The following is a 20,074-nucleotide window of genomic DNA, read 5'->3' as shown; positions in this document are numbered from 1 at the left end:
TCAATACGGTCTACGGCCGACTGACGCCATACCGCTACACCTCGACGCCCGGCTCGGCATACGGCTCCAGCAGGCGGCGCGCGTACACCATCGCTTCCACGGGCCGGCTGAACAGATAGCCCTGCTGCTTGTCGCAGCCGATCGAGCGCAGGAAGGACGCCTGCGCCGGTGTCTCGACCCCCTCGGCCGTCACGTTCATGCCGAGCGAATGCGCCATCGCGACCACCGCCTGCGTGATCGCGACCGAGTCGCGGTGGTCCGGCAAGCCGGCGACAAACGACCGGTCGACCTTCAGGTTATGCAGCGGAAAGCGCTTCAGATACGACAGCGACGAATAGCCCGTGCCGAAATCGTCGACGGAAATCCGCACGCCCATGCCGGTCAGCGCCCTTAGCATCGGCAGCACGGCTTCGCTGTCGCGCATCAGGAGCCCTTCGGTGATCTCCAGTTCCAGTGCGCCGGGATCGAGCCCGGTACGGGCAAGACAGTACTGGACGCGCTCGACCAGCCCATCGTTGAACTGGCGCGGCGACAGATTGACGGCGATGACGAGGTCCGGCGCGATCGTCCTTCGCCATTCGGCTGCCTGCGCGCACGCCCGTTCGAGCACCCAGTGGCCGATCGCGACGATGAGCCCCGTATCCTCCGCGACCGGAATGAATTCCGCCGGCGACACCTGGCCGAGTTCGCTGTTGGTCCAGCGCAGAAGCGCCTCGGCGCCGATCGTTTTACCGCACCGGCTTTCGACGACCGGCTGGTAGGCGAGACTGAGTTCGTCCGAAGCCAGCGCACGCCGCAGCGACTGTTCGATCGCGAAGCGGCGGTGCAGGCGCTGATTGAGTTGCGCGGTGAAGAACTGGAAGTTATTGCGACCGCGCTGCTTGGCGTGATACATCGCCGAATCGGCGTTGCGCATCAGCGTGGTGGCGTCCCGCCCATCTTCAGGCGACACGCTGATCCCGATCGACACCCCCAGGTAATACTCGTTGTTCGCCACTTCGAACGGCTCGGCGATGGCATCGAGCACCTGCCGCGCGAGTGCCGCGAGGCAGCCCGCATCCTCGTATTCGTTGACGACGATCACGAATTCGTCGCCGCCGACGCGCGCCAGCGTGTCCTCTTCGTCGACGCAGCGCGCAAGCCGGTAGGCGACGCTGCGCAGCAGCGCATCGCCCGCATCGTGACCGGCTGTGTCGTTGACCTTCTTGAAACCGTCGAGATCGACAAACAGAACGGCGACGCGCCGCGGCGGCGCGGAGCCGTCCGGCGGATCGAACAGCTCACGCATCCGGTCGCCGAGATACGTCCGGTTATAGAGGCCAGTAAGAGAATCGCGCGTCGCCATGTATCTGAGTTGCTGCTGTGCCTCGCGCACCGGTCCGATATCGCTGAACGAGATCAGCACCGAACTGGCTTCCGTCTCGCCTGGCTTGATGATCGGCACAACGTTCCCGGTAATCCAGATGACGTCTCCATCGACGAGTTCCAGACCCAGCGTGAGGCCAAGCAGTGGCTTGCCGCTCGCCAGCACGCGGCGGGTCGGGCGTTCGCCGTCCGGGATCGTGGTGCCGTCCTCCCGCAACGCGCGGACCATCACCGAGTGGATGTCGCGGCCGACGAGGCCGGTTTTGGCACGCAGCATCCGGTGCGCACTCGGGTTGCACGCCAGCACGACGTCCGAGCGCGATTGCACGACGATCCCTTCGTTCAGGTGATCGACCACGAGCCGGTGATGCTCTTCGCTTTGCGCAAGACGCCGGGCGATCCTGTCCTGATGCACCGCGAGCCCGACGCTGCGGCCAATGTCGCGCAGGATGGCTTCTTCTTCCTCGCCTGGCCGGCGCGGCGCGCGATAGTAAACCGCAAATGCGCCCAGCACTGCGCCCGCGTCGTCCTGAAACGGAATCGACCAGCACGCCCGCAGCCCCACCGGCAGCGCGAGATCCTTGAAATCGGCCCATAGCGGATCCGTCTCGATGTCCTCGACGACCACCATCCGCCGCTCGTACATTGCGGTGCCGCACGACCCGACCCTCGGCCCGATTGCGGCCCCGTCGATTGCCGCGCTGTACTGCGCGGGCAACGACGGCGCCGCGCCCACCCTGACGTGCAGGCCGTCGGCATCGAGCAGCAGGATCGTGCAGGACGAGCCATCGCCCAGCAGCGCCTCGGCGCGGTTGCAGACCTCCACCAGCAGTTCCGGTAACGGCGTATTGCGCGTGATGAGCCGCAAGACGCTCTGCTCGGAGGCCAGCACTTCGGCGGCCAGACCCGAGCGATAGCGGGTGCTTTCCGGTTCGGTGTCCATGATGAAACCTGCGGTCTCTTGACGGATCATATCTGCGCTCCCTATCCCGACAACGGCAAGACCAGCCCTCTGGCACACTGGGGTTTACGCCAACAGGAAGGAGGACGGCACGTGAAACGGCAGTCCTGACAACAATACATGAAGTAGCGCCGCCGTACCTCTATGCCAAATGGCCAGGTAGGCCCCAGGATGATATCCGGCTGACAACGCCCGTCCCCGCAGATCGTGGCAGACTAGCCGGATCAACCGTGATGGGGCCGATCATGGAGCGTGCTTTTATCGATCGCGCGGAAGCCGGCCGCGTTCTCGCGCGTCAGTTGGGCGCCTGGGCGAATCGCAGCGACGTCGTCGTGCTCGGTTTGCCGCGCGGCGGCGTGCCGGTCGCCTTCGAGGTCGCGGACGCGCTCGGCGCGCAGCTCGACGTGCTGGTGGTGCGCAAGCTGGGTTTGCCGATTCAACCCGAACTCGCCATGGGTGCGATCGCCTCAGGCGGCGCGCAGTACGTCGACCGCATGCTGATAGACGACGCGGGCGTCACGCAGATCGAGTTCGAGCGGGTGCTGGGAGAGGCCAGGCTCGAACTGGCCGAGCGGGAGCAGCTGTATCGCCAGGCCCGGCCGCCTGTGGATCTGACCGGACGTATCGTGATCGTCGTCGATGACGGCATGGCGACCGGGGCGACGCTGCTGGCCGCCGCGCGGGCATTGCGCGCCCGTGCGCCGGCAAAGATCATCGCGGCATTGCCGGTCGCGCCTGCCGGCGCGGATGCGCGGCTGGGCGATGCCGTCGATGACTTCGTCTGCGCGCTGACGCCACGCATGTTCTTCAGCGTGGGCCAGTTCTACGCGGATTTCAGCGAAACCACCCACGACGACGTGTGTAACCTGCTCGCCCGCGGGCGTCGGGATGCAGACTGAAGCACGCGCGACGCGTCCGGCGCAAGAGCCGTGCGCGGTTGCTTTCGTCCCACGGTTGAGCGACTTTTCAGGCGGCCTGTGCGGTGAGCGCCACCGGCAGATAGTTCTGCAGATATTCCTCGAAGTCGGCCCGGACTTCCGGATGGCGCAGCGCGAATTCGACCGTTGCCTTCAGATAGCCGAGCTTGCTGCCGCAATCGAAACGCGTGCCGAAATAGCGGTACGCGAGCACCTGCTCTTCCGTCAGCAGCGACTGTAATGCGTCCGTCAACTGCAGCTCGCCACCGGCACCCGGCTTGAGTGCGCGAATGTGCTTGAAGACCGTCGGCATCAGCACATAGCGGCCGACCACGCCGAGATTCGACGGCGCCTTCTCGGGCGCGGGTTTCTCGACGATGCCCGACAGTTTGATCACGTCCTCTTCCCACTCGCGGCCGTCGACGACGCCGTACGAGCGGCTATCTTCGCGCGCGATGGTTTCGACGCCCACCACCGAGCTGTGATAGTGATTGAACACGTTCACGAGTTGCTTCATGACCGGCTGCGTGCTGTGCAGCAGGTCATCGGCAAGAATCACGGCAAACGGACTTTCGCCAACCAGTTTTTCCGCGCACAGCACCGCATGGCCCAACCCCAATGCGGTCGCCTGGCGAACGTAGAAGCAGTCGACATGACTCGGCTTGATGTTGCGTACGAGATCGAGCAACTGCTCCTTGCCGCGCGCTTCGAGTTCGGCTTCGATTTCGTAGGACTTATCAAAGTGATCTTCGATCGCGCGCTTGCTGCGCCCGGTGACGAAGATCATCTCCGTGATGCCAGCCTCGATGGCTTCTTCGACCGCATACTGAATGAGCGGCTTGTCGACGATAGGCAGCATTTCCTTCGGGCTGGCCTTGGTGGCCGGCAAAAAACGCGTGCCGAGGCCTGCCACGGGAAACACGGCTTTGGTGACTTTCAGCATGGTATGGATTCCCACCTCTGTTGATGACTGTGCGACCGCCGGCACGACGTGCGACACGCGGCGGCTCTGCGTCGTTTAAAAGACTAGCTTAAAATTATTCACCTGCACGCAGAAACTGCAATTAAATCGTCAATACGCAATTCTGGCAGTCAGATTTGTCGCGATATGAAATATGAGTGGAAACATTTACGCCAGGCCATTCGTCATCCGGCAGGAATTGCCGGATGCAATGCCCGAAATGCCCGATATTGCACCGGGCAATCGTCGATGAGCCGCTATTCCGTGTCATCCATCGGCGGCAGCTTGTTGCCCCCATTCATCCTGAAACGGCTGATCGGCTCGTTGCGCAACGCTTCGCGATAGGCGGAAATCCCGACGAGAATCAGCAGCACGGCGATACCGGCGAGCAGGTGCATATTCATGGCTGTACCTTTTGGTTCTGATGATATGAGCGTTAAACTAGCATAAAAAAATCGGTAAATAATCCATTCCCGCGATCCCGTTCAGGGCATATTTTTTTAATATTCAGCGATTCATCAAGCGGTCTTTTTTATTACCTTCCAGATATATTTTTATCATTTTTTGAGCGGTGCCATGCTTTACGATAGCCACGCGAACCCAGGCTCGCCTGGGCGAACGCGCCTATAAGCTTATTCATCCGCATGGACAAGGACTCAGCATGAGCGACCCCGCACTGGATGCTTCCGCCTCCTCCCTGCCCTTTACTGCCGCGCCGCGCGGCGTCTCGCGCGCGCAGAGCGTTCCCAAGGAACACATCATCGATGCGATGCGGGGTCTCGCCGCCCTGCTTGTCGCCTACTTTCACTGCCGCCAGGTAACATGGGTCGGCATGCAGAACTTTCATCAGACGGCGGGCCGCGCGCTGGATCTGAATACGATCGTCTCGTATCTGATGTTTCCTGTCGCCTGGGGTTCGGCAGGCGTGCCGGTTTTCTTTGTCATCAGCGGCTACTGCATTCACCGCAGCGCGGCACAGCGTCTCGCCGCGAATCCCGGTTACCGCCTCGACGCAGTCAATTTCTGGGCACGGCGCTTCGCGCGCATCTACCCGGTCCTGCTCGCGGCTCTATTGCTGACCTTCGCACTCGACTGGGCCAGCTATCAGCTGCCGCCCGTCAATCACAAGCTGCTCGACATCGGCCCGCGCGCCTTCCTCGTCAACCTGTTTTCCCTGCAAGGCGTGGCAGGCAAAACCTATGGATCGAATGGCGCACTCTGGACGCTGTCGATCGAGGTGCAGTTCTACGCGATCTATCCGCTGCTGTTCGCGCTGCGCCGCCGGTTCGGCATGACGCCGGTGCTCGCCATGATTGCGCTCATCAACGTCGTGTCCGCATTCGCGCTCGAACGGCACGAGATCCAGTTCTTCACGTCGTACTGGCTCTCGTGGACGATCGGCGCCTGGATCGCCGAAGCCAGGGTTCGCACGACGCCCGATTCGCGCGCCGCGTCGCCGTGGCTGTATCTGATCGCGCTCGTCTTCATGGCGCTCGGCTGCATTGCCTTCCACTTCGGCCAGTACGCCGCATTCCAGCTATGGGCCGCTGGTTTCGCCTGCTACCTCTACAAGGCGCTGGACCAACGCGGCCGCAGTTCCACGCGTGAGCCCGCGTCGGCCGTTCGCCTGCTTTCACGCCTCGGCGACTTCAGTTTTTCGCTTTACCTGATTCACCTGCCGATCTTCGTCCTGCTGTCGTCGCTGCTGTTCCGGTCGGCCTTCCAGGTCGAGATCTGGCCGTCGTTCGCCTTCATGCTGGTCGCCATTCCCGTCGCTTACGTGTTTTACCGGCTGGTCGAACTGCCCGCAATGAAGTGGTCTGCGAGCCTCAAGCCCAAAGCGAAAGCGGCGCGCGCATAACGCGAACGCCGCCTGTATTGCCACCCCTACTACGTATCCTGTAACTGATCTTTCATCCGCATTCACAGGGCGTCGCTGCCGCGCAGCGGCCGCCCTGATCCTCAAGCCTTCCCCGCAACCTTCTTCAGAATGCGCTCGACGCCGGACACGTAGTTGTCCGTCCCGAAGCGTTGCAGCGCGGTCCGATATCCGGCTGTGACGAGGCGGTCGCGCAACGACGCATGCGATTGCAGCCGCGTGAGCGTATTGGCCAGCGCGAATGCGTCGCCCGGCTCGCACAGCAGGCCGTCCACCCCATCCTCGATGATCTCGATCACCCCGCCTGCACGCGCTGCGACCACCGGACGCTGCGCCAGCATGCCTTCGACGATCACGCGGCCAAACGGCTCGGGCGTGATCGACGTATGCGCCACCACATCGACCGCGCACATGCAGGCGGCGATATCGTGCTGGAAGCCGAGAAAATGCACGCGGTCGCCGATGTCGTGCGTCGCGACGAACGCCTGCAGTTCAGCCTCGTATTCGTCTTCGCCGAACAGCGGTGCGCCCACCAGTACCGCGTGCATCTTCGGGTTGAGCAACATCGCTTCGAGCAGCACATGTTGCCCTTTCCAGCGCGCGAGGCGGCTGAACGAGCCGACCAGAAACGCATGGTCGGGCAAACCCAGACGCGCGCGCAGGACACTTTGCGAAACGTCGCGCAACGCCTCGAACGGCGCGTCGGAAATGCCGTTGAACACGACGTCGATCCGCTTGCTGTCGAAATTCGTCAGATCGGCGAACGCGCGCACGGACGCCGCCGAGTTCGCGATGACGTGCGCCAGGCCGAATTTCGCGCACCACTTGATGATCGCCAGCTGCTTGCGGCCGAAATGTTCGGCGCTGACGATATCGCGCAGATGCCAGACTACCGGCTTGCGCGTGAGACGCCCCGCCACCGCACCGATCACCATCGCCCGCTGCGTGTTCGCATAGATCACGTCGGCGTTGCGCGCGCGTGCGGCGGTCGCGCGCACGAGCGACGCGAGCCCCTTCAAGGCCTGTCCCTTCGGCAGCTTGCCACCCTGCTTGCGCACGTGACGCAATGCGCCGGAATCCAGCACGTCGGCATTCACGCCAGCATGGCCGAGCGCCACACGGAACGGACCATCGTCGAACAGAACCACCTGTATGCGCGCGCGCAGTGTCTTGACGATCTCGAGCAGCGAGAGCTCGGCGCCGCCCAGCACGCCGCTTTGATCGATCGCCAGCACACGCATGCTCGCCGCCGCCTGGGCGGATTGTGAGGATTGTGCTGATTGCGGCGAGCCATCCAGCTTGACCGGTGCCGCTGCGTCGAAAGCGGGCAACGTAGCGCTGCGCAGCGCTGGAACGTTTTGCTGGACGTGCTCGAAAAAGCGCTCGCGAAAGTGTCTGGCCGAAAACTGCTCCGCGTTCGCCCGGCAATCCGCGGCCGAAAAACGCGTAATGTTCGTGTCGAAATCATCGACGGTCGCGATGATGGAGTCCGTGCTCTGCTCGTCGAAGAACATGCCGGTCGGACGCGGCTCATAGAGATCGCGCACCGTTTCGAGCGCGCCGCCCTTGCCATATGCAATCACGGGGGTGCCGCAGGCCTGCGCTTCGACCACCGAAATCCCGAAGTCTTCTTCCGCAGCGAACACAAAGGCCTTCGCGCGCCGCATCCTGTCGTGGAGCACCGCGAATGGCTGGTAGCCCATGATCTCGACGTTAGGCGTCGCCTTCGCGCGAATCTTCTGCATGTCCGGCCCGTCACCGATCACGACGAGCCGCCGCTGCGGCATTTTCGCAAACGCCTCGACGATCAGATCGATCTTTTTGTACGGCACCATCCGCGAGGCGGTCAGATAGAAGTCTTCCTTCTGCTCGTTGAGCGAAAACGCGTCGACATCCACCGGCGGAAAGATCACCTGCGCGTCGCGCTGATACACCTTCTTGATGCGCCGCGCGATGAACGCCGAATTCGCGACAAATGCGTCGACCGAATTCGATGTCCGGATGTCCCAATTGCGGATGTAGTGAAGAATCATCCGCGCGAGCGCCGAACGCGGGCCGTTGATCAGATTCGACTGTTTCAGGTACTGATGCTGCAGGTCCCACGCGTAGCGGATCGGCGAATGCACGTAGCTGATATGAACCTGGTCGGGTCCGGTCAGCACCCCCTTCGCCACGGCATGGCTGCTGGAGATCACGACGTCGTAGTCCGACACGTCGAGCTGTTCGATTGCGAGCGGCATCAACGGCAGCCATGCGCGATATTTCGTGCGCGCAAACGGCAGCTTCTGGATGAACGACGTGGTCACCGGTTTGCCACGCACGAACGTGCGATCGTCGAGAAAATCGACGAGGCTGAACAGATCGGCATCCGGGAAACACGCGATGATCTGCTCCAGCACGCGCTCCGCACCGGCGTAGGTGACGAGCCAGTCGTGCACGATTGCAACGCGCACGGGCTTGTCGGGGCGAAGGCCCGGCCGCTGCGGCGTTTTCGCGATCTGCGGCGGGACGGCGACTTCCGCGCTGGCGCTGCGTGCGGCTGGCGTCGACGGGCGCAGGACGGTTTCTTCAAGGACGTCGTGATTCATGCGCTTCTCCTCGGGTTCAGCCGCAGCAGCAGAGAACGGGCAAGCTCGCGTACAGCGGGCGTCATCGTGAGCGACCAGCCGACGTTCGCGAGGACGATCACGGCGCCCGCTGCAATCGCAATCGCGAGACTGGAAAGGAAGCTGGCCAGATACAGGCTGCCCAGCAGGAAGGCCAGATGCGGCAGCATGTCGAACAGGATTGGGCGTGCCCGGATGGCAGACAGCCACAACAGCACGGCGTAGTCGAACAGCGACCGGGCTGCTACCGTCACCGCCGCACCGGCCACGCCGAAATGCCTGATGCCGAACCACAACCCGGCGGCGAGGAGCGGCAACTCGAAGAGCGCGACACGTGCCGCTGCAGCGGGGTTGGCCTGTGACTGGATCAGGATGCGCGTGACGTTCGCCTGCCCGATGAGCCACACCGATATGACGAGGATGCGTCCCACCGGCGCGGCCTGCACCGCGAGATCGTTGCCGACCCACAGCCGCAGGAACGGTTCGAGGGCGAACATCGTCACGATCGCAATCGGCGTGAACGCGCTGTTGAGAAATTCGAGCGACTGCTGCGCGATCGTGTCCGCATGGTCGCGACGAACCGCGGACATCCGCGGGAACAGCGTGCGGACGAAGGCGGTCGACAGCATGTTCAGGCGCATCACCAGATTTTGCGGCACGGTGTAGTACGTGACGAAGCGCGCGCCGAGCCCTGTGCCGAGCATCACACGGTCGAGCGACTCCGCGATCCCGTTCGTCGCGCTCGCGATCAGCATCCAGCCGCCGAAGCTGAACAGCTCCTTCGCGACCCCCAATTGCGGCGCGCGAATCCGGCGAATATTGAGCACCTTGAGCGTCGAGCGGCCGAGCATGAGCCCGGCAATGAGCCGCGCCACCACCGCGGCCGCCAGCACGTTCTGCAGATTCGGCGCGATCAGCCATGCCGCGCCAAGCGGCAGCAGCTGGAACAGAAACGTACCGATGGTCTGGTTGGTGTTAAAGACGCCGAAACGCTCGGCCCCGTTGATCGCGCCGGCGAAAACCCACGTGACATTGCCGATCGGAATCGCAATCGCAAGCCAGGGCAACGCCATGTACACCTCGTGCCGCAACGCCGGCGACACCTTCGAGAAGTACGCGGTGTACGCGAACGCGCCGAAGTAGATCACGAGGCCGCCGATGATGCCCGTGCACAGATTGAGCCAGAACGCGCTCCAGAAGACCTTCGCGGTTTCTTCATCGTCGCCCGATGCGCGCGCCTTCGAAATGTGATTCTGCGCGGCCATGCTCATGCCGAGATCGAGAATCCCGAAGTAGCCGATCAGCGTCCACACGAGGGCGATCACGCCATATCGCTCGACGCCGAGCGTCCTGATGTACGCCGGCACCGTGACGAGCGAAACAAAAGTCGGCAGCACCAGCCCGCAAAAATTGATCGCCACGTTCTTGAGGATGCCTTTGTCCATCAGATGCCTTTGAGTCGTTGATAGGGTTGCCGCACTGGCCGCGTTTGTTGCGCTGCACACGTCGCGGCAAGGCCAGCATCGAGTAGAACACGTTAAAAATCGGCACCGCCCTTATCGCGCTGCAAGAAAATAATTCAGACCGCGTGAGGCGTTCACGCCGGTTTCCAGCGATACATCATCACTTTTCCGCGCGCATCCTCTTCGACGAAGATCAGATATTCGCCATCGCTGCGCCGGTGTGCGCTGATACCGTTGGGCACATCCACCCAGCCGGATGCGCGTCCCACTTCCGGCCCTGGGCGGATCACACCCACCTCCCTGCCTGAATCCCTGTCGTAGACGTGGACCGCGCCGACCGGCTCGACGGCGAACACGTATTGCCCTTCGACCGTGAGTCCGATCACCGTCACGATCGGCTTTGCCTTCGTGTCCCACGGCAACGGAATCGCGTAACGCTGCACGGGCTTGCCCGTCGACCACCCGTCATAGCGCACCAGCAGCCGTCCGGCTTCCTTCCAGAACGAGCGGTCCACCGGCAGATCGGCTGTGTAGCCGGTCGCGTAAAGCGAGTCGCTAGCCGGATCGTAAATCGTACGACGCAACTCGGTGAAAGGCGCGGGCACCGGGTAAGTCGTCAGGTTCGAATACGAGTAGACCGGGTTGCCGATCGCATCGAGTCCGCCAAAGCGGAAGCGATAGATACCCTTCGAGTCGCGCGCGCGCCAGATGTCGCCCTCGCTATCCACCCACCAGCCCCAGCCACCGATCAGTTTTGCGCCGCTCGTGTTCGGGGTGAATTCGTTGGCGTCGAACCTGCCATTGCCGTTTGCGTCGCGCCAGATCCAGTCACCGCCGGGCGGCGCGTTCGGCACGCGCGTCACGCCCCTGTCGCGGCCCGCGATAAAGCCCGAAGGAATCGCCACTTCGCCGTCACGCGCCGCATCGAAGCGATAGATCTTCAGATGGTCTGCGTACATATCGGTCAGAAACAGGAACGTGCGGCCTTTCAGCTTGCGGGCAATCGGTAAGCCCGGCCATTGATCGACAGTGAATACCGGGTCCTCGGGATACCTGAAACGATTCGACAGGAAGCCCGCGTATTTCCACTCCTGCCCCGGCGGTTTCGACAGATCGAGTTCGAAGCGCTTGTTGCCGGTATAAACACTATCGGGCCGTGACGGATCCATCCATGCGCCATCGACGAACAGCAAGCCCTGCACCTGCCACGTCTGGTGGCCATCGGGCGCATAACTCTCGAGCGTCGCGCCGAGGCCTGCGCCAATCGGGGCGAAGCGCGGCCCGATGCCGTTAGTCGATACATAGACGTTGCCGCGTGCATCCACGCCCACCCCCGTCAGTCCGTTGAAACGCTGCGGGCCCGGCCGCCCCGGCACACCCGAGAAAATGCCGCCTCGCTCGCCCAGCGTGCCGCTCGCCACATATCGACCGTTGCTCCTGCTGAAGAACAGCACCTGCTGACGCGGTCCGTTGTCCGCCACCAGCACGCGCCCTTGCCCGTCCATTGCGAGATCGACCGGCACCGTATCCGCGGGGAGCGGCAATTCATCATTGAGACGCTGTCCGCTCGCCGTGTAGTGCGCGATGCCGGGCGCGCGCTCGCCGAGCGTATCGGTCAGCACCCACAACGTGCCATCAGGCGCGAGAGCGATGCGGCCGGGTTCGTGCACCGCCCACGTCGTCTTCTGGATCATCGATTCGGCGTCGTACACTTCGACGCGGTCGCGCGTGGCGTTCGACGCATACAGTGTCGAATCGCTGGCTGCGAGCCCGGTGATATCCGCCGTCGTGCCCGTCGGCACCTCATTCACCTTCAGGAAGCCGGCCGCGAGCCACGCACGCTGATCCGTCGCATTGGCCGAAGGCTGAAACGGCACGCTGCGTTTGGGATCGGCAATCTCGCGGCGCGAAATGCCGTACCACTGCTTACCCTTTTCCGGCCAGATGCCGGGAGAAACCAGATGACCTCGCTCGTTACCCACGGGCACGGCGAGAAACACGTATTTGCGGTTGACGGCAACCGCATTGCCGCCGCCGTTGCCCCATCCGTGTGTGCCGCCCGCGAATTCGAGCATCCTGCCGTTCTGATACACACTCGCTTCCGCGCCGCTTTCGTCCCATGGTGCGTTCGTGTACACCTTGCCGTCAGGCGCGACCGCGATCGCGGTGATGTTGATCTGCGTCCATGTCCCGTCGCCGTAGCCGAACGTATTGCCGATCCATGACGTCTTCGCATCGAGCGCGGTTTCTGCCGACACCACCTGCGATGCCACGCATAGCAGCGCGTAGACGCACGTGGCGAAAAATCTGGCTAACAACGGACGCGACAAATGAGGTTCCTCCAATCAGTGCCATTTCGCGGCCTGCTGCATACGGCAAGCGTCCCGGAGTCCCGGCGAGTGTCTCAATGGATTGATTGCCAGAATGGCGAAAAAGCGCGGCAAAAAGCGGGACCAGAAGCGCGGCCCAGCCGCTACACAAACAGGGAGCACAGAGAAAACATCGAGCCTGCAGAGCGGCGGCGCGACGGATACATCACGGCGCATCACAGCCGTCCGGCATGGACGAAGCGAAACCGATCAATCCATTACAACGCAACGCCCCACAGTACGCGGAAAATATTGTGCAACGAAATTCGAAAATAATTCAAAAATATTCAGAAATTAAGGTTAGAGAATGCCGCGGGCCGATTGCGAAGTCACAGTGCACGACGTGACACGAGAGAAAGCTGAATCCCACATGTTTGACGGCTTCGTTCGAAGCGGATGCTTCCGCGGCGCTTGCCCGATTCGATATCGAGGCGCCACATCGGATTCATTTGATTACAACTCGAATCCATTGTTTCGATTTATCGGCGGCATTCGAGTTTTTTCATCAGTTTATTTTCCCTAGAATGAACTTCACTTCTGTCGGTCGCCGGTTTGACTGCGGACTTTAGCGGCAGCAATTGCAGATGAGTCCCTGTCCCGGCGCATACGGCGCCAACCATGGACGGCCTATGACTGCAAGCGCCCTGCCCGCGCCACCCTCACACGCCCATCGCATTGTGCAACTCGATGGTCTTCGCGCCATCGCCGTGCTCGCCGTATTCGCCCAACACGCGCTCAGGGCGCCTTTCTGGATGGGCGTGGATCTTTTCTTCGTGCTCAGCGGCTTTCTGATTACCGGCATCCTGCTCGAGCGCAAGGCGCGCGGCCAGTCGTATTTCGGTTATTTTTACTCGCGTCGCGCGCGGCGCATCCTGCCTCCGTACATCTTGCTGATGATCCTGTCATCGCTGGTGTTCGGATTGGCCTGGGCGAGGCACTGGCCGTGGTACGTATTCTTCGCGACCAATATCGGCGATGCGCTCGGACAGAGCGGGCACGACAGTCTGAATGTGCTCTGGTCGCTTGCCGTCGAAGAGCAGTTCTATATTTTCTGGCCGTTCGTCGTCCTGCTGCTGCCAGGACGCGCGCTCGCGATTGTGGCCGCTTCCCTGATCGTCATCGTGCCGGTGCTGCGTGCCGTCGCGACGCCGTGGTTCGACACGTTCTGGCCAATCTATTACCTGACGCCGTTCCGCATGGATCTGCTGTCCGCAGGCGCGTTGCTCGCGATCATCGTGAAGCGCGACCGCGACGCGTTCAAGGGGTATGAGGTCGCGGCCGTACTGGCATTTTTCGCCGCGCTGGCCGTGCTCGTATGGCTGCATCTGCACTTTCCCCGTTTCCGGGCGGCCAACACGCCGCTGTCGAATGCCGGGCTGTACAGCGTGTCGCTCGTGCTGTGCACATCCGCGCTCATCATCGCCCTGCAGTCGAAGGGCATCGTCAAACGCGTGCTGAGCAACCCGGTGCTCGTCTACGTGGGAACGATCAGCTACGCGATCTATCTGATTCACCTGAGCGTGCTGTACGCGATCTGGCCGCTGGGCCTGAACCGCTACCTGAGCGCCGCGCTGGCGCTTGTCATTACGCTCGCCTATGCGAGCATCACATGGTTCTCCTTCGAGCGCCGGCTGATCCATGGCCCCGCAAGGCAGCGCGCCCATACGCAGGCGGCGCCCGACGCGAACCAGCCCGGCAGGACACGGGGCAGCACACAAGGCCGCGCATGAACCTCAGCTCAACTGCACAGACCACTGCGGGCGCCCTCTTCGTCGCGATGCTTGCCGTGACCGGCGCGGCGGCGAACGGCGCATCCCCGCCTGAAGACGGCCCGCACGCGGCCAGGCCGGCCGTGCTGATCGAAGCCTACGGAGATTCGACGACCCTCGGCATCTCATGCAGCGGCGGTCATTGCGGGCCGCTCGCGCAGAACGCCGTCAGCGACCTGCAGGACGCGCTGCAGGCCACGCACGGCGCAAGCGTGACGGTCACCAACTTCGGCGTCGGCGGCACGATGGCGTACCAGTTGCGCGACGGCACCGAACGCGGTCGCGGCGAGCCGTGGAAGGCGCGTCTCGCGGCATCGCGCGCGCAGATCGTGACGATCAACTACGGCATCAACGAAGTGATGCACAACCACACGCCTGAGCAGTTCTACGCGGTGGAAACCGAACTCGTCACGACCGCACGCGCACTCGGCAAGCTGCCGGTTCTGGAGACATCGAACCCGATGCCCGACGGCCGGCTCAACGCGAAGCTCGCGATGATGGCGGCCATGACCCGCCGCGTCGCGGCGGAACAGCACGTGCCGCTCGTCGACCAGTTCTCCTACATCTCGGCCCTGCCGGACTGGAAGACGATGATGTCCGACGGCGCGCATCCGAAGCCGGAGCTCTATCGCCTGAAAGCAAACCAGGACTTCGACGTCATCGACCCGCTCGTGCGGCGCATGCTCGATGACCCGTCGAAGACACACGCCAGCACAGAACCGGATCACCTATCAAAAGGGCAACCATGAGCACTCCACGCAAGGCCATCATTACGGGCATCTCCGGTCAGGACGGCGCCTATCTCACCAAACTGCTGCTCGGCAAGGGCTACCACGTCGTCGGTACTTACCGGCGCACGAGTTCGGTCAATTTCTGGCGCATGGAAGAACTCGGCGTTGCCGATCATCCGAACCTGAAGCTCGTCGAACACGATCTGACCGACCTCGGCTCGACCCTCCGTCTGCTGCAGTCGGCACAGGCCGACGAAGTCTACAACCTTGCTGCGCAAAGCTTTGTCGGCGTGTCCTTCGATCAGCCCATCACCACCGCCGAAGTGACCGGTGTCGGCGCGCTGAACCTGCTCGAGGGCATTCGCATCGTGAATCCACGCATGCGCTTCTACCAGGCGTCCACCTCCGAAATGTTCGGCAAGGTGCAGGCCGTGCCGCAGCGCGAAGACACGCCGTTCTATCCGCGCAGCCCCTATGGCGTCGCCAAGCTGTTCGCTCACTGGTCGACGATCAACTATCGCGAGTCGTACGGCATGTTCGCGAGCAGCGGCATCCTGTTCAATCACGAATCGCCGCTACGGGGCCGCGAATTCGTCACGCGCAAGATCACCGACACCGTCGCGAAGATCCGTCTCGGCAAGCGTGACGTGCTCGAACTCGGCAACCTGGACGCGAAGCGCGACTGGGGCTTCGCGCTCGAATACGTCGAGGGCATGTGGCGCATGCTGCAGGCCGACGAACCCGACACTTTCGTGCTCGCCACCAACCGCACCGAGACGGTGCGCGAATTCGTGCGGATGGCGTTCGCTGCGGCCGGCTACCAGCTCGAATGGTCCGGCAAGGCTGAAACGGAAGCCGGCATCGACGTGGCAACCGGCAAGACCCTGGTGCGCGTGAATCCGAAGTTCTATCGCCCGGCCGAAGTCGATCTGCTGATCGGTTGCGCGGACAAGGCGAAGGAAAAGCTCGGCTGGCAACCGGAAACGACGCTCGAACAGCTCTGCCAGATGATGGTCGCAGCCGACCTGTCGCGTAACCAGCATCACGAAACGTTCTGAGCCTGAAGGTGAAGATGGCGCCTCATGCAGGCGCCATCTTCGTCCTTGTCGAGCCTGGGCGGGCATGAACGAGCCCGACCAGAACGCTTCAGCGGTTTCAGTGCACCCCGCCTGCCGCAATCGCTTCGTCGTACACCGACGCGACGCGCTTCGCGATCACCGCATTGTCGAAATTCTCCCGCGCATATGCCCGGCACGCGTCAGCGTCCGGCAGCTTCAGCGAGCCGTCGAGCGCCGCGGCGAGGCCATCGGCAATCGCAGCGGCGCCCGTCGCCGGCAACACCAGATCCTGCGACAACCCCGCCACCGCCTCCGGCAAACCACCCACCGGCGTCACCAGCACCGGCGTGCCCGACGCCAGCGATTCCACGGTGATGAGGCCGAATCCTTCCAGCGCCACCGTCGGCACAACGCTGATCGTCGCTGCGCGGTAAAGCGCCGCGAGATGCTGGTCCGGCACGAAGCCGAGCAGCTTCACGTTGTCCTCGAGGCCCGCTTGCGCGATGCGCGCCTGCAATTCGCTTTCGAGCCGGCCTTTGCCCGCGATCAGCAGCAACACATCCGGCTGATGGCGCTTGAGCAGCTTCACCGCATCGACGAGGTCCTCCAGACCCATGCGCCTCACGAGCCGCCGCACCGCCAGCACGATCGGCCGACCGAGCGGCAACTGGAGCTTGAGCCGCGCTTCGGTCTGCGAGATCGGCAGGTTGAACTGCTCGACGTTCACGCAACCCGGCACGACGCGGATGCGCTCGGGCGGAATGCCGTAGCGCGACGTGAGAATCTGCCCGAAGGCATCCGACAGCACGATCAGCCGCGACGAGCGCGCATACACCGCCTGCTCCAGGTAACGCTTCGCGCGCTGGCCGAGCGAGTCGGCGCCTTCGACGTGACTCTCGTCAGCCCATGGACCCTGGAAGTGCGAGACCTGCGGAATGCCGCGCGTGACGTCCAGACCCGGAAACGTGTACAGCGCGAAATGCGAGGAGATCACGTCCGGGCGCTCTGCATCGATCGCGCGGCGCAGTGCGCGGCGCGCGGCCATCAGCCGCAATGGCAGCGATTGCGCGGCAGAACCGAAGCCATGGATCGCGCCATCCGTGTCTTGCGCCACGCGCGGCGAGCCCGCCACGACACCTCGCACCGACACGCCCGCACCCGGCAGCGCACCCACGAGCGAGTAGTACATCCGGTCGAGGCCGCCCGCGCGCTCGGGGAACCAGTGCATCCCGATCTGCAGCGATTTGATTGAAGGAGTTTTCATGGCTATGCCTCTAGTGTTCGCCTGACGCGGCGTCAAACAGGTCAAAGGAATTCATTCGGCCGCCTTGTGGCCCGTGAGCGCATTAGTAGCGGCGAGCGACTTCGCCTCTGCTGCGCTCCCGGCGCGACGATGGTCCTCACGACGGCCCGCCAGCTGGCGGTACAGCGCGATGTACTGACCGGCCATTCGCGCCCAGCCGAAGCCCGTCGCGAGTTCGTTCGCGGCGACACCCATCGCGCGGCGCGCGTCGTCGGAGCCGGCGAGCCGGGCCACGGCATCGGCCAGCGCCTCTGGATCGTCGGGATCGTCCAGCACAATGCCGCATTCGGGCGTGATGATCTCCGCGCCGCCGGCGGTGCGGGCGGTCACGACCGGCAGACCGGCCGCCATCGCTTCGAGCAGCGACAGGCTCATCGCCTCGTAGCGCGACGGAAACACAAAGGCGTCGACCGAGTGCATCAGTACCGGCATCTCCTTCACCAGCCCGAGAAAATGCACGCGATCGGCGATGCCAAGCGAGCGTGCCTGTTCCGGATAGGGGCTCCCCGGCAGATAACCAGCGACAGCGATATGCACGTGCTCCGGCAGATGCCGCAGCGCTTCGAGCACGGTGCCGAGGTTCTTGCGCGGGGTACGCAGATCGCCGACGAAGAGCAGCAGGAACGCGTCGGCCGGCAGGTTGAACTTCGCGCGATCGCCGTGCGCGGCGGCGAAGCCTCGCGTGTCGACGCCGTTATAGATCACGTCGACCCGGTTGCGAGGCGTGAGGCCGATCGCGCGGATCTCGTCAGCGACCTTCTGCGACACCGCCGTGATCACGCGCGAGCGCCGGTACGCCCAGCGCTCGAGCCTCGCGTTCAGGCCCGTGTAGATGTACTGATACGCGGACCACACACCCTTGCCGAGACCGAACGGGTAGTACTTGCTGCCGAACCAGCCGCTATGCACGAAGTGCGCGGTATTCACGTCGGCCGGCACCCAGGAAATGAAGCCGTTCACATGCAGCACGTCGTATTCGTCGCGGTGCCGGCGCAGCCACCACGCGCTTTTCAGCGCGAACACCTGTTGGCGCAGCAGGTTCGATGGCCACCATCTGCCGATCTTCACGGGTATCCAGCGCACGCCCGGCTGTTCGAGGAGTTCAGGCGCAACGTGCGACGCGACGAGCGTCACCGCAATGTGTGCGTCAAGGGCCGCGCGGGCAATCTCGTGGTTGACGCGCCCCTGGCCGTCGTTATGGCGCACGACGTGCGTGACGATGGCGACTCTCAATCAGGTGCCTCCTTGAAGAATGAGATGGCGTCTGCGGTTCAGCTTTTGCCAGTGCGCCGCAGACAGGATCGAGAAGATGCTCATGAACAGCAGCAGGCCGCCGGTGCCCACAAGCGAATTGGTGAAGACCAGCATCGCGAAGACCGCGAGACTGAGGCTCAGGCACGCGCCGGCATATTTGTCATCCCGCAACGCGAACGAAGCCAGCACGGCGCGCATCAGGAGCCACAGGATGCCGGACATGTAGAGCAGCGTGCCGGGCCAGCCGAGCACGAACGGAATGTTCATCACGCCGCTGTCGAAGTTGCCGTATTTGCCCAGATCGCCGCCCTCGCTCGAAAGCTTGGTCGACGTGCCGGTGGCGCCGAGCCCTTCGCCCTGCACATCGGTAAAGGCGGTTTTGGCGAACGTCGCGTAAAACTCGTTACGCGCGGCATAACTCTGGTCGTCATTGAGGTTCACGAGGGTCTGCAGGCGCTGCTGCATGCGGTCGGCCACCGGCCCGACTGCGAGCAGCGGCACGCACAGCCCGCCCAGCAGCACCGCGGTCGCGAGGATCCGCACCCGGACGCGGTTGCTCGACTTGACCAGCTGGATCGCGAGCGCGATCACCCAGCCGCCCCAGGTCGAGCGCACGAGGCTCAGTGCAAAGGCGAGAAAGCCGAGCGCGCCGGCTATCCAGCGCACGCGGTGCTGGGCGGCCATCACGAAGACCATTGCGCCCATCATCGCAAAGGCGAACGGACCGGACGAATTCATCGTGCTGAACACGCGCACGCCATACGGCACAGGGTCGCCCTGCGAGGCCATCTGCGAGCTGATCATCCACATCGAGTCCCACGCTGGCATGATGAAGAACTGCACGAGTCCATAGGCTCCCATGACGAGCATGCCCCAGATGAAGGTACTGACGATCACGTCGCGGTACTCGGGGTATTGCCGTGTGTTCGCCATGATGTGAAAGCCGATCAGGATCGGATAGACCCAGTTCGCGAGGTCGTACACCGCGGCAAGCGGGCCGGCCGAAACCACGCCGATCAAGAGGCCATACGCGAGTCCGGCGAGTATCAGCAGCACCGGCAAGCCACGCCGCTGCGCGAGCACCGGGTAGTAGCGCAGCAGCGAAAGTCCGCTGATCATCGTCACGGCGAGCGGTGCGACCTGAATGAGGCTCGTCGGCGTGTAAGCGCCCTTCGACCAGTCGGCGAGACGCCGCACTTCCGGGCTCAGAAACCACAGCCACCACATGAAGCCGACGTAGCGTGCGGGGCTCTTGAAGTAGAGCCACAGGCCGGTCAGTATCGCGAGCAGCGGGAACGCGAGTGTCAGCACCGTGCCCTGGTGCGCGCCGATCAGCGCGGCCGTGACAAGCCACAGCAATGCCTGCGGCAGCCATACCTGCCGGTCGCTCCCGAAGAAACGCGTTGACCCGCCCGCCTCGATACGCGCAACTGCCATG

General features: G+C 63.3%; 14 protein-coding genes. 5 read left to right on the top strand and 9 right to left on the bottom strand.

Going from position 1 to position 20,074, the window contains the following annotated elements; all coding sequences use genetic code 11:
• Positions 1-34: 34 nt before the first annotated feature.
• Entirely contained in the window at positions 35-2,308 is a 2,274-nt protein-coding gene (locus tag P3T23_RS21985) for a putative bifunctional diguanylate cyclase/phosphodiesterase (protein ID WP_429318413.1), read from the bottom strand.
• A 263-nt stretch (positions 2,309-2,571) separates the two neighbouring features.
• On the opposite strand from P3T23_RS21985, the gene P3T23_RS21980 reads away from it, so the two are divergent.
• The gene (locus P3T23_RS21980; RefSeq protein WP_429318227.1) at positions 2,572-3,225 is read left to right on the top strand and encodes a phosphoribosyltransferase; all 654 of its coding nucleotides are present in this window, start codon (positions 2,572-2,574) and stop codon (positions 3,223-3,225) included.
• Between the two features lie 67 nt (positions 3,226-3,292).
• Here P3T23_RS21980 and galU read toward each other — a convergent pair whose 3' ends face one another.
• Complete coding sequence (galU, locus tag P3T23_RS21975; RefSeq protein WP_429318226.1) at positions 3,293-4,186, bottom strand: UTP--glucose-1-phosphate uridylyltransferase GalU; 894 nt, start codon at positions 4,184-4,186, stop codon at positions 3,293-3,295.
• A 275-nt stretch (positions 4,187-4,461) separates the two neighbouring features.
• A complete protein-coding gene (locus P3T23_RS21970; protein WP_429318225.1) occupies positions 4,462-4,608 on the bottom strand; it encodes a hypothetical protein in 147 nt (48 codons plus the stop codon).
• 257 nt (positions 4,609-4,865) lie between these two features.
• Between P3T23_RS21970 and P3T23_RS21965 the strand changes: the two genes are divergently transcribed.
• On the top strand, positions 4,866-6,065 hold the full coding sequence (locus P3T23_RS21965) for an acyltransferase family protein (protein WP_429318224.1): 1,200 nt from the start codon (positions 4,866-4,868) through the stop codon (positions 6,063-6,065).
• Between the two features lie 101 nt (positions 6,066-6,166).
• On the opposite strand, the gene P3T23_RS21960 is transcribed toward P3T23_RS21965, so the two are convergent.
• The 3 genes from P3T23_RS21960 to P3T23_RS21950 form a co-directional block, all read right to left on the bottom strand.
• Positions 6,167-8,671, bottom strand: a complete 2,505-nt coding sequence (locus tag P3T23_RS21960) for a glycosyltransferase family 4 protein (RefSeq protein ID WP_429318223.1) — start codon at positions 8,669-8,671, stop codon at positions 6,167-6,169.
• On the bottom strand, positions 8,668-10,134 hold the full coding sequence (locus tag P3T23_RS21955) for a flippase (RefSeq protein WP_429318222.1): 1,467 nt from the start codon (positions 10,132-10,134) through the stop codon (positions 8,668-8,670). Before P3T23_RS21955 ends, P3T23_RS21960 begins: the two co-directional genes overlap by 4 nt.
• A gap of 152 nt (positions 10,135-10,286) precedes the next feature.
• Positions 10,287-12,434 carry a hypothetical protein gene (locus P3T23_RS21950; RefSeq protein ID WP_429318412.1) on the bottom strand — a complete coding sequence of 716 codons (2,148 nt, stop codon included), beginning with the start codon at positions 12,432-12,434 and terminating at the stop codon, positions 10,287-10,289.
• Between the two features lie 716 nt (positions 12,435-13,150).
• Here P3T23_RS21950 and P3T23_RS21945 point away from each other — a divergent pair.
• The 3 genes from P3T23_RS21945 to gmd are packed head-to-tail and all read left to right on the top strand — an operon-like array spanning position 13,151 to position 16,079.
• The gene (locus P3T23_RS21945) at positions 13,151-14,251 is read left to right on the top strand and encodes an acyltransferase family protein (protein ID WP_429318221.1); all 1,101 of its coding nucleotides are present in this window, start codon (positions 13,151-13,153) and stop codon (positions 14,249-14,251) included.
• Positions 14,248-15,039, top strand: coding sequence for an SGNH/GDSL hydrolase family protein (locus tag P3T23_RS21940; protein ID WP_429318220.1), 792 nt, complete (start codon positions 14,248-14,250; stop codon positions 15,037-15,039). Before P3T23_RS21945 ends, P3T23_RS21940 begins: the two co-directional genes overlap by 4 nt.
• The gene (gene gmd, locus P3T23_RS21935; RefSeq protein ID WP_429318219.1) at positions 15,036-16,079 is read left to right on the top strand and encodes a GDP-mannose 4,6-dehydratase; all 1,044 of its coding nucleotides are present in this window, start codon (positions 15,036-15,038) and stop codon (positions 16,077-16,079) included. Before P3T23_RS21940 ends, gmd begins: the two co-directional genes overlap by 4 nt.
• A gap of 97 nt (positions 16,080-16,176) precedes the next feature.
• Here the strand turns inward: gmd and P3T23_RS21930 are convergent, their stop codons facing one another.
• Genes P3T23_RS21930 through P3T23_RS21920 form a run of 3 tightly spaced genes read right to left on the bottom strand, consistent with a single transcriptional unit; the run spans position 16,177 to position 20,073 of the window.
• On the bottom strand, positions 16,177-17,343 hold the full coding sequence (locus P3T23_RS21930; RefSeq protein ID WP_429318218.1) for a glycosyltransferase family 4 protein: 1,167 nt from the start codon (positions 17,341-17,343) through the stop codon (positions 16,177-16,179).
• Positions 17,344-17,394: 51 nt separating this feature from the next.
• Positions 17,395-18,615, bottom strand: a complete 1,221-nt coding sequence (locus tag P3T23_RS21925) for a glycosyltransferase family 4 protein (RefSeq protein ID WP_429318217.1) — start codon at positions 18,613-18,615, stop codon at positions 17,395-17,397.
• Positions 18,616-20,073 carry a glucose-6-phosphate isomerase gene (locus tag P3T23_RS21920; protein WP_429318216.1) on the bottom strand — a complete coding sequence of 486 codons (1,458 nt, stop codon included), beginning with the start codon at positions 20,071-20,073 and terminating at the stop codon, positions 18,616-18,618.
• Between the last annotated feature and the right edge of the window lies 1 nt (position 20,074).

This window comes from Paraburkholderia sp. GAS448, from assembly GCF_050435685.1.
Taxonomy (GTDB): Bacteria; Pseudomonadota; Gammaproteobacteria; order Burkholderiales; family Burkholderiaceae; genus Paraburkholderia.
The sequence above is the reverse complement of the archived record's forward strand: the minus strand, read 5'-3'. Positions and strand labels throughout refer to the sequence as shown.

Excerpts from the sequence above, each read along its gene's own strand:
- P3T23_RS21960 (WP_429318223.1), bottom strand. The coding sequence starts at position 8,671 with ATGAATCACGACGTCCTTGAAGAAACCGTCCTGCGCCCGTCGACGCCA.
- P3T23_RS21940 (WP_429318220.1), top strand. The coding sequence starts at position 14,248 with ATGAACCTCAGCTCAACTGCACAGACCACTGCGGGCGCCCTCTTCGTC.
- P3T23_RS21985 (WP_429318413.1), bottom strand. The coding sequence starts at position 2,308 with ATGGACACCGAACCGGAAAGCACCCGCTATCGCTCGGGTCTGGCCGCC.
- P3T23_RS21930 (WP_429318218.1), bottom strand. The coding sequence starts at position 17,343 with ATGAAAACTCCTTCAATCAAATCGCTGCAGATCGGGATGCACTGGTTC.
- P3T23_RS21980 (WP_429318227.1), top strand. The coding sequence starts at position 2,572 with ATGGAGCGTGCTTTTATCGATCGCGCGGAAGCCGGCCGCGTTCTCGCG.
- P3T23_RS21945 (WP_429318221.1), top strand. The coding sequence starts at position 13,151 with ATGACTGCAAGCGCCCTGCCCGCGCCACCCTCACACGCCCATCGCATT.
- P3T23_RS21970 (WP_429318225.1), bottom strand. The coding sequence starts at position 4,608 with ATGAATATGCACCTGCTCGCCGGTATCGCCGTGCTGCTGATTCTCGTC.
- galU (WP_429318226.1), bottom strand. The coding sequence starts at position 4,186 with ATGCTGAAAGTCACCAAAGCCGTGTTTCCCGTGGCAGGCCTCGGCACG.
- P3T23_RS21920 (WP_429318216.1), bottom strand. The coding sequence starts at position 20,073 with ATGGCAGTTGCGCGTATCGAGGCGGGCGGGTCAACGCGTTTCTTCGGG.
- P3T23_RS21955 (WP_429318222.1), bottom strand. The coding sequence starts at position 10,134 with ATGGACAAAGGCATCCTCAAGAACGTGGCGATCAATTTTTGCGGGCTG.
- gmd (WP_429318219.1), top strand. The coding sequence starts at position 15,036 with ATGAGCACTCCACGCAAGGCCATCATTACGGGCATCTCCGGTCAGGAC.
- P3T23_RS21965 (WP_429318224.1), top strand. The coding sequence starts at position 4,866 with ATGAGCGACCCCGCACTGGATGCTTCCGCCTCCTCCCTGCCCTTTACT.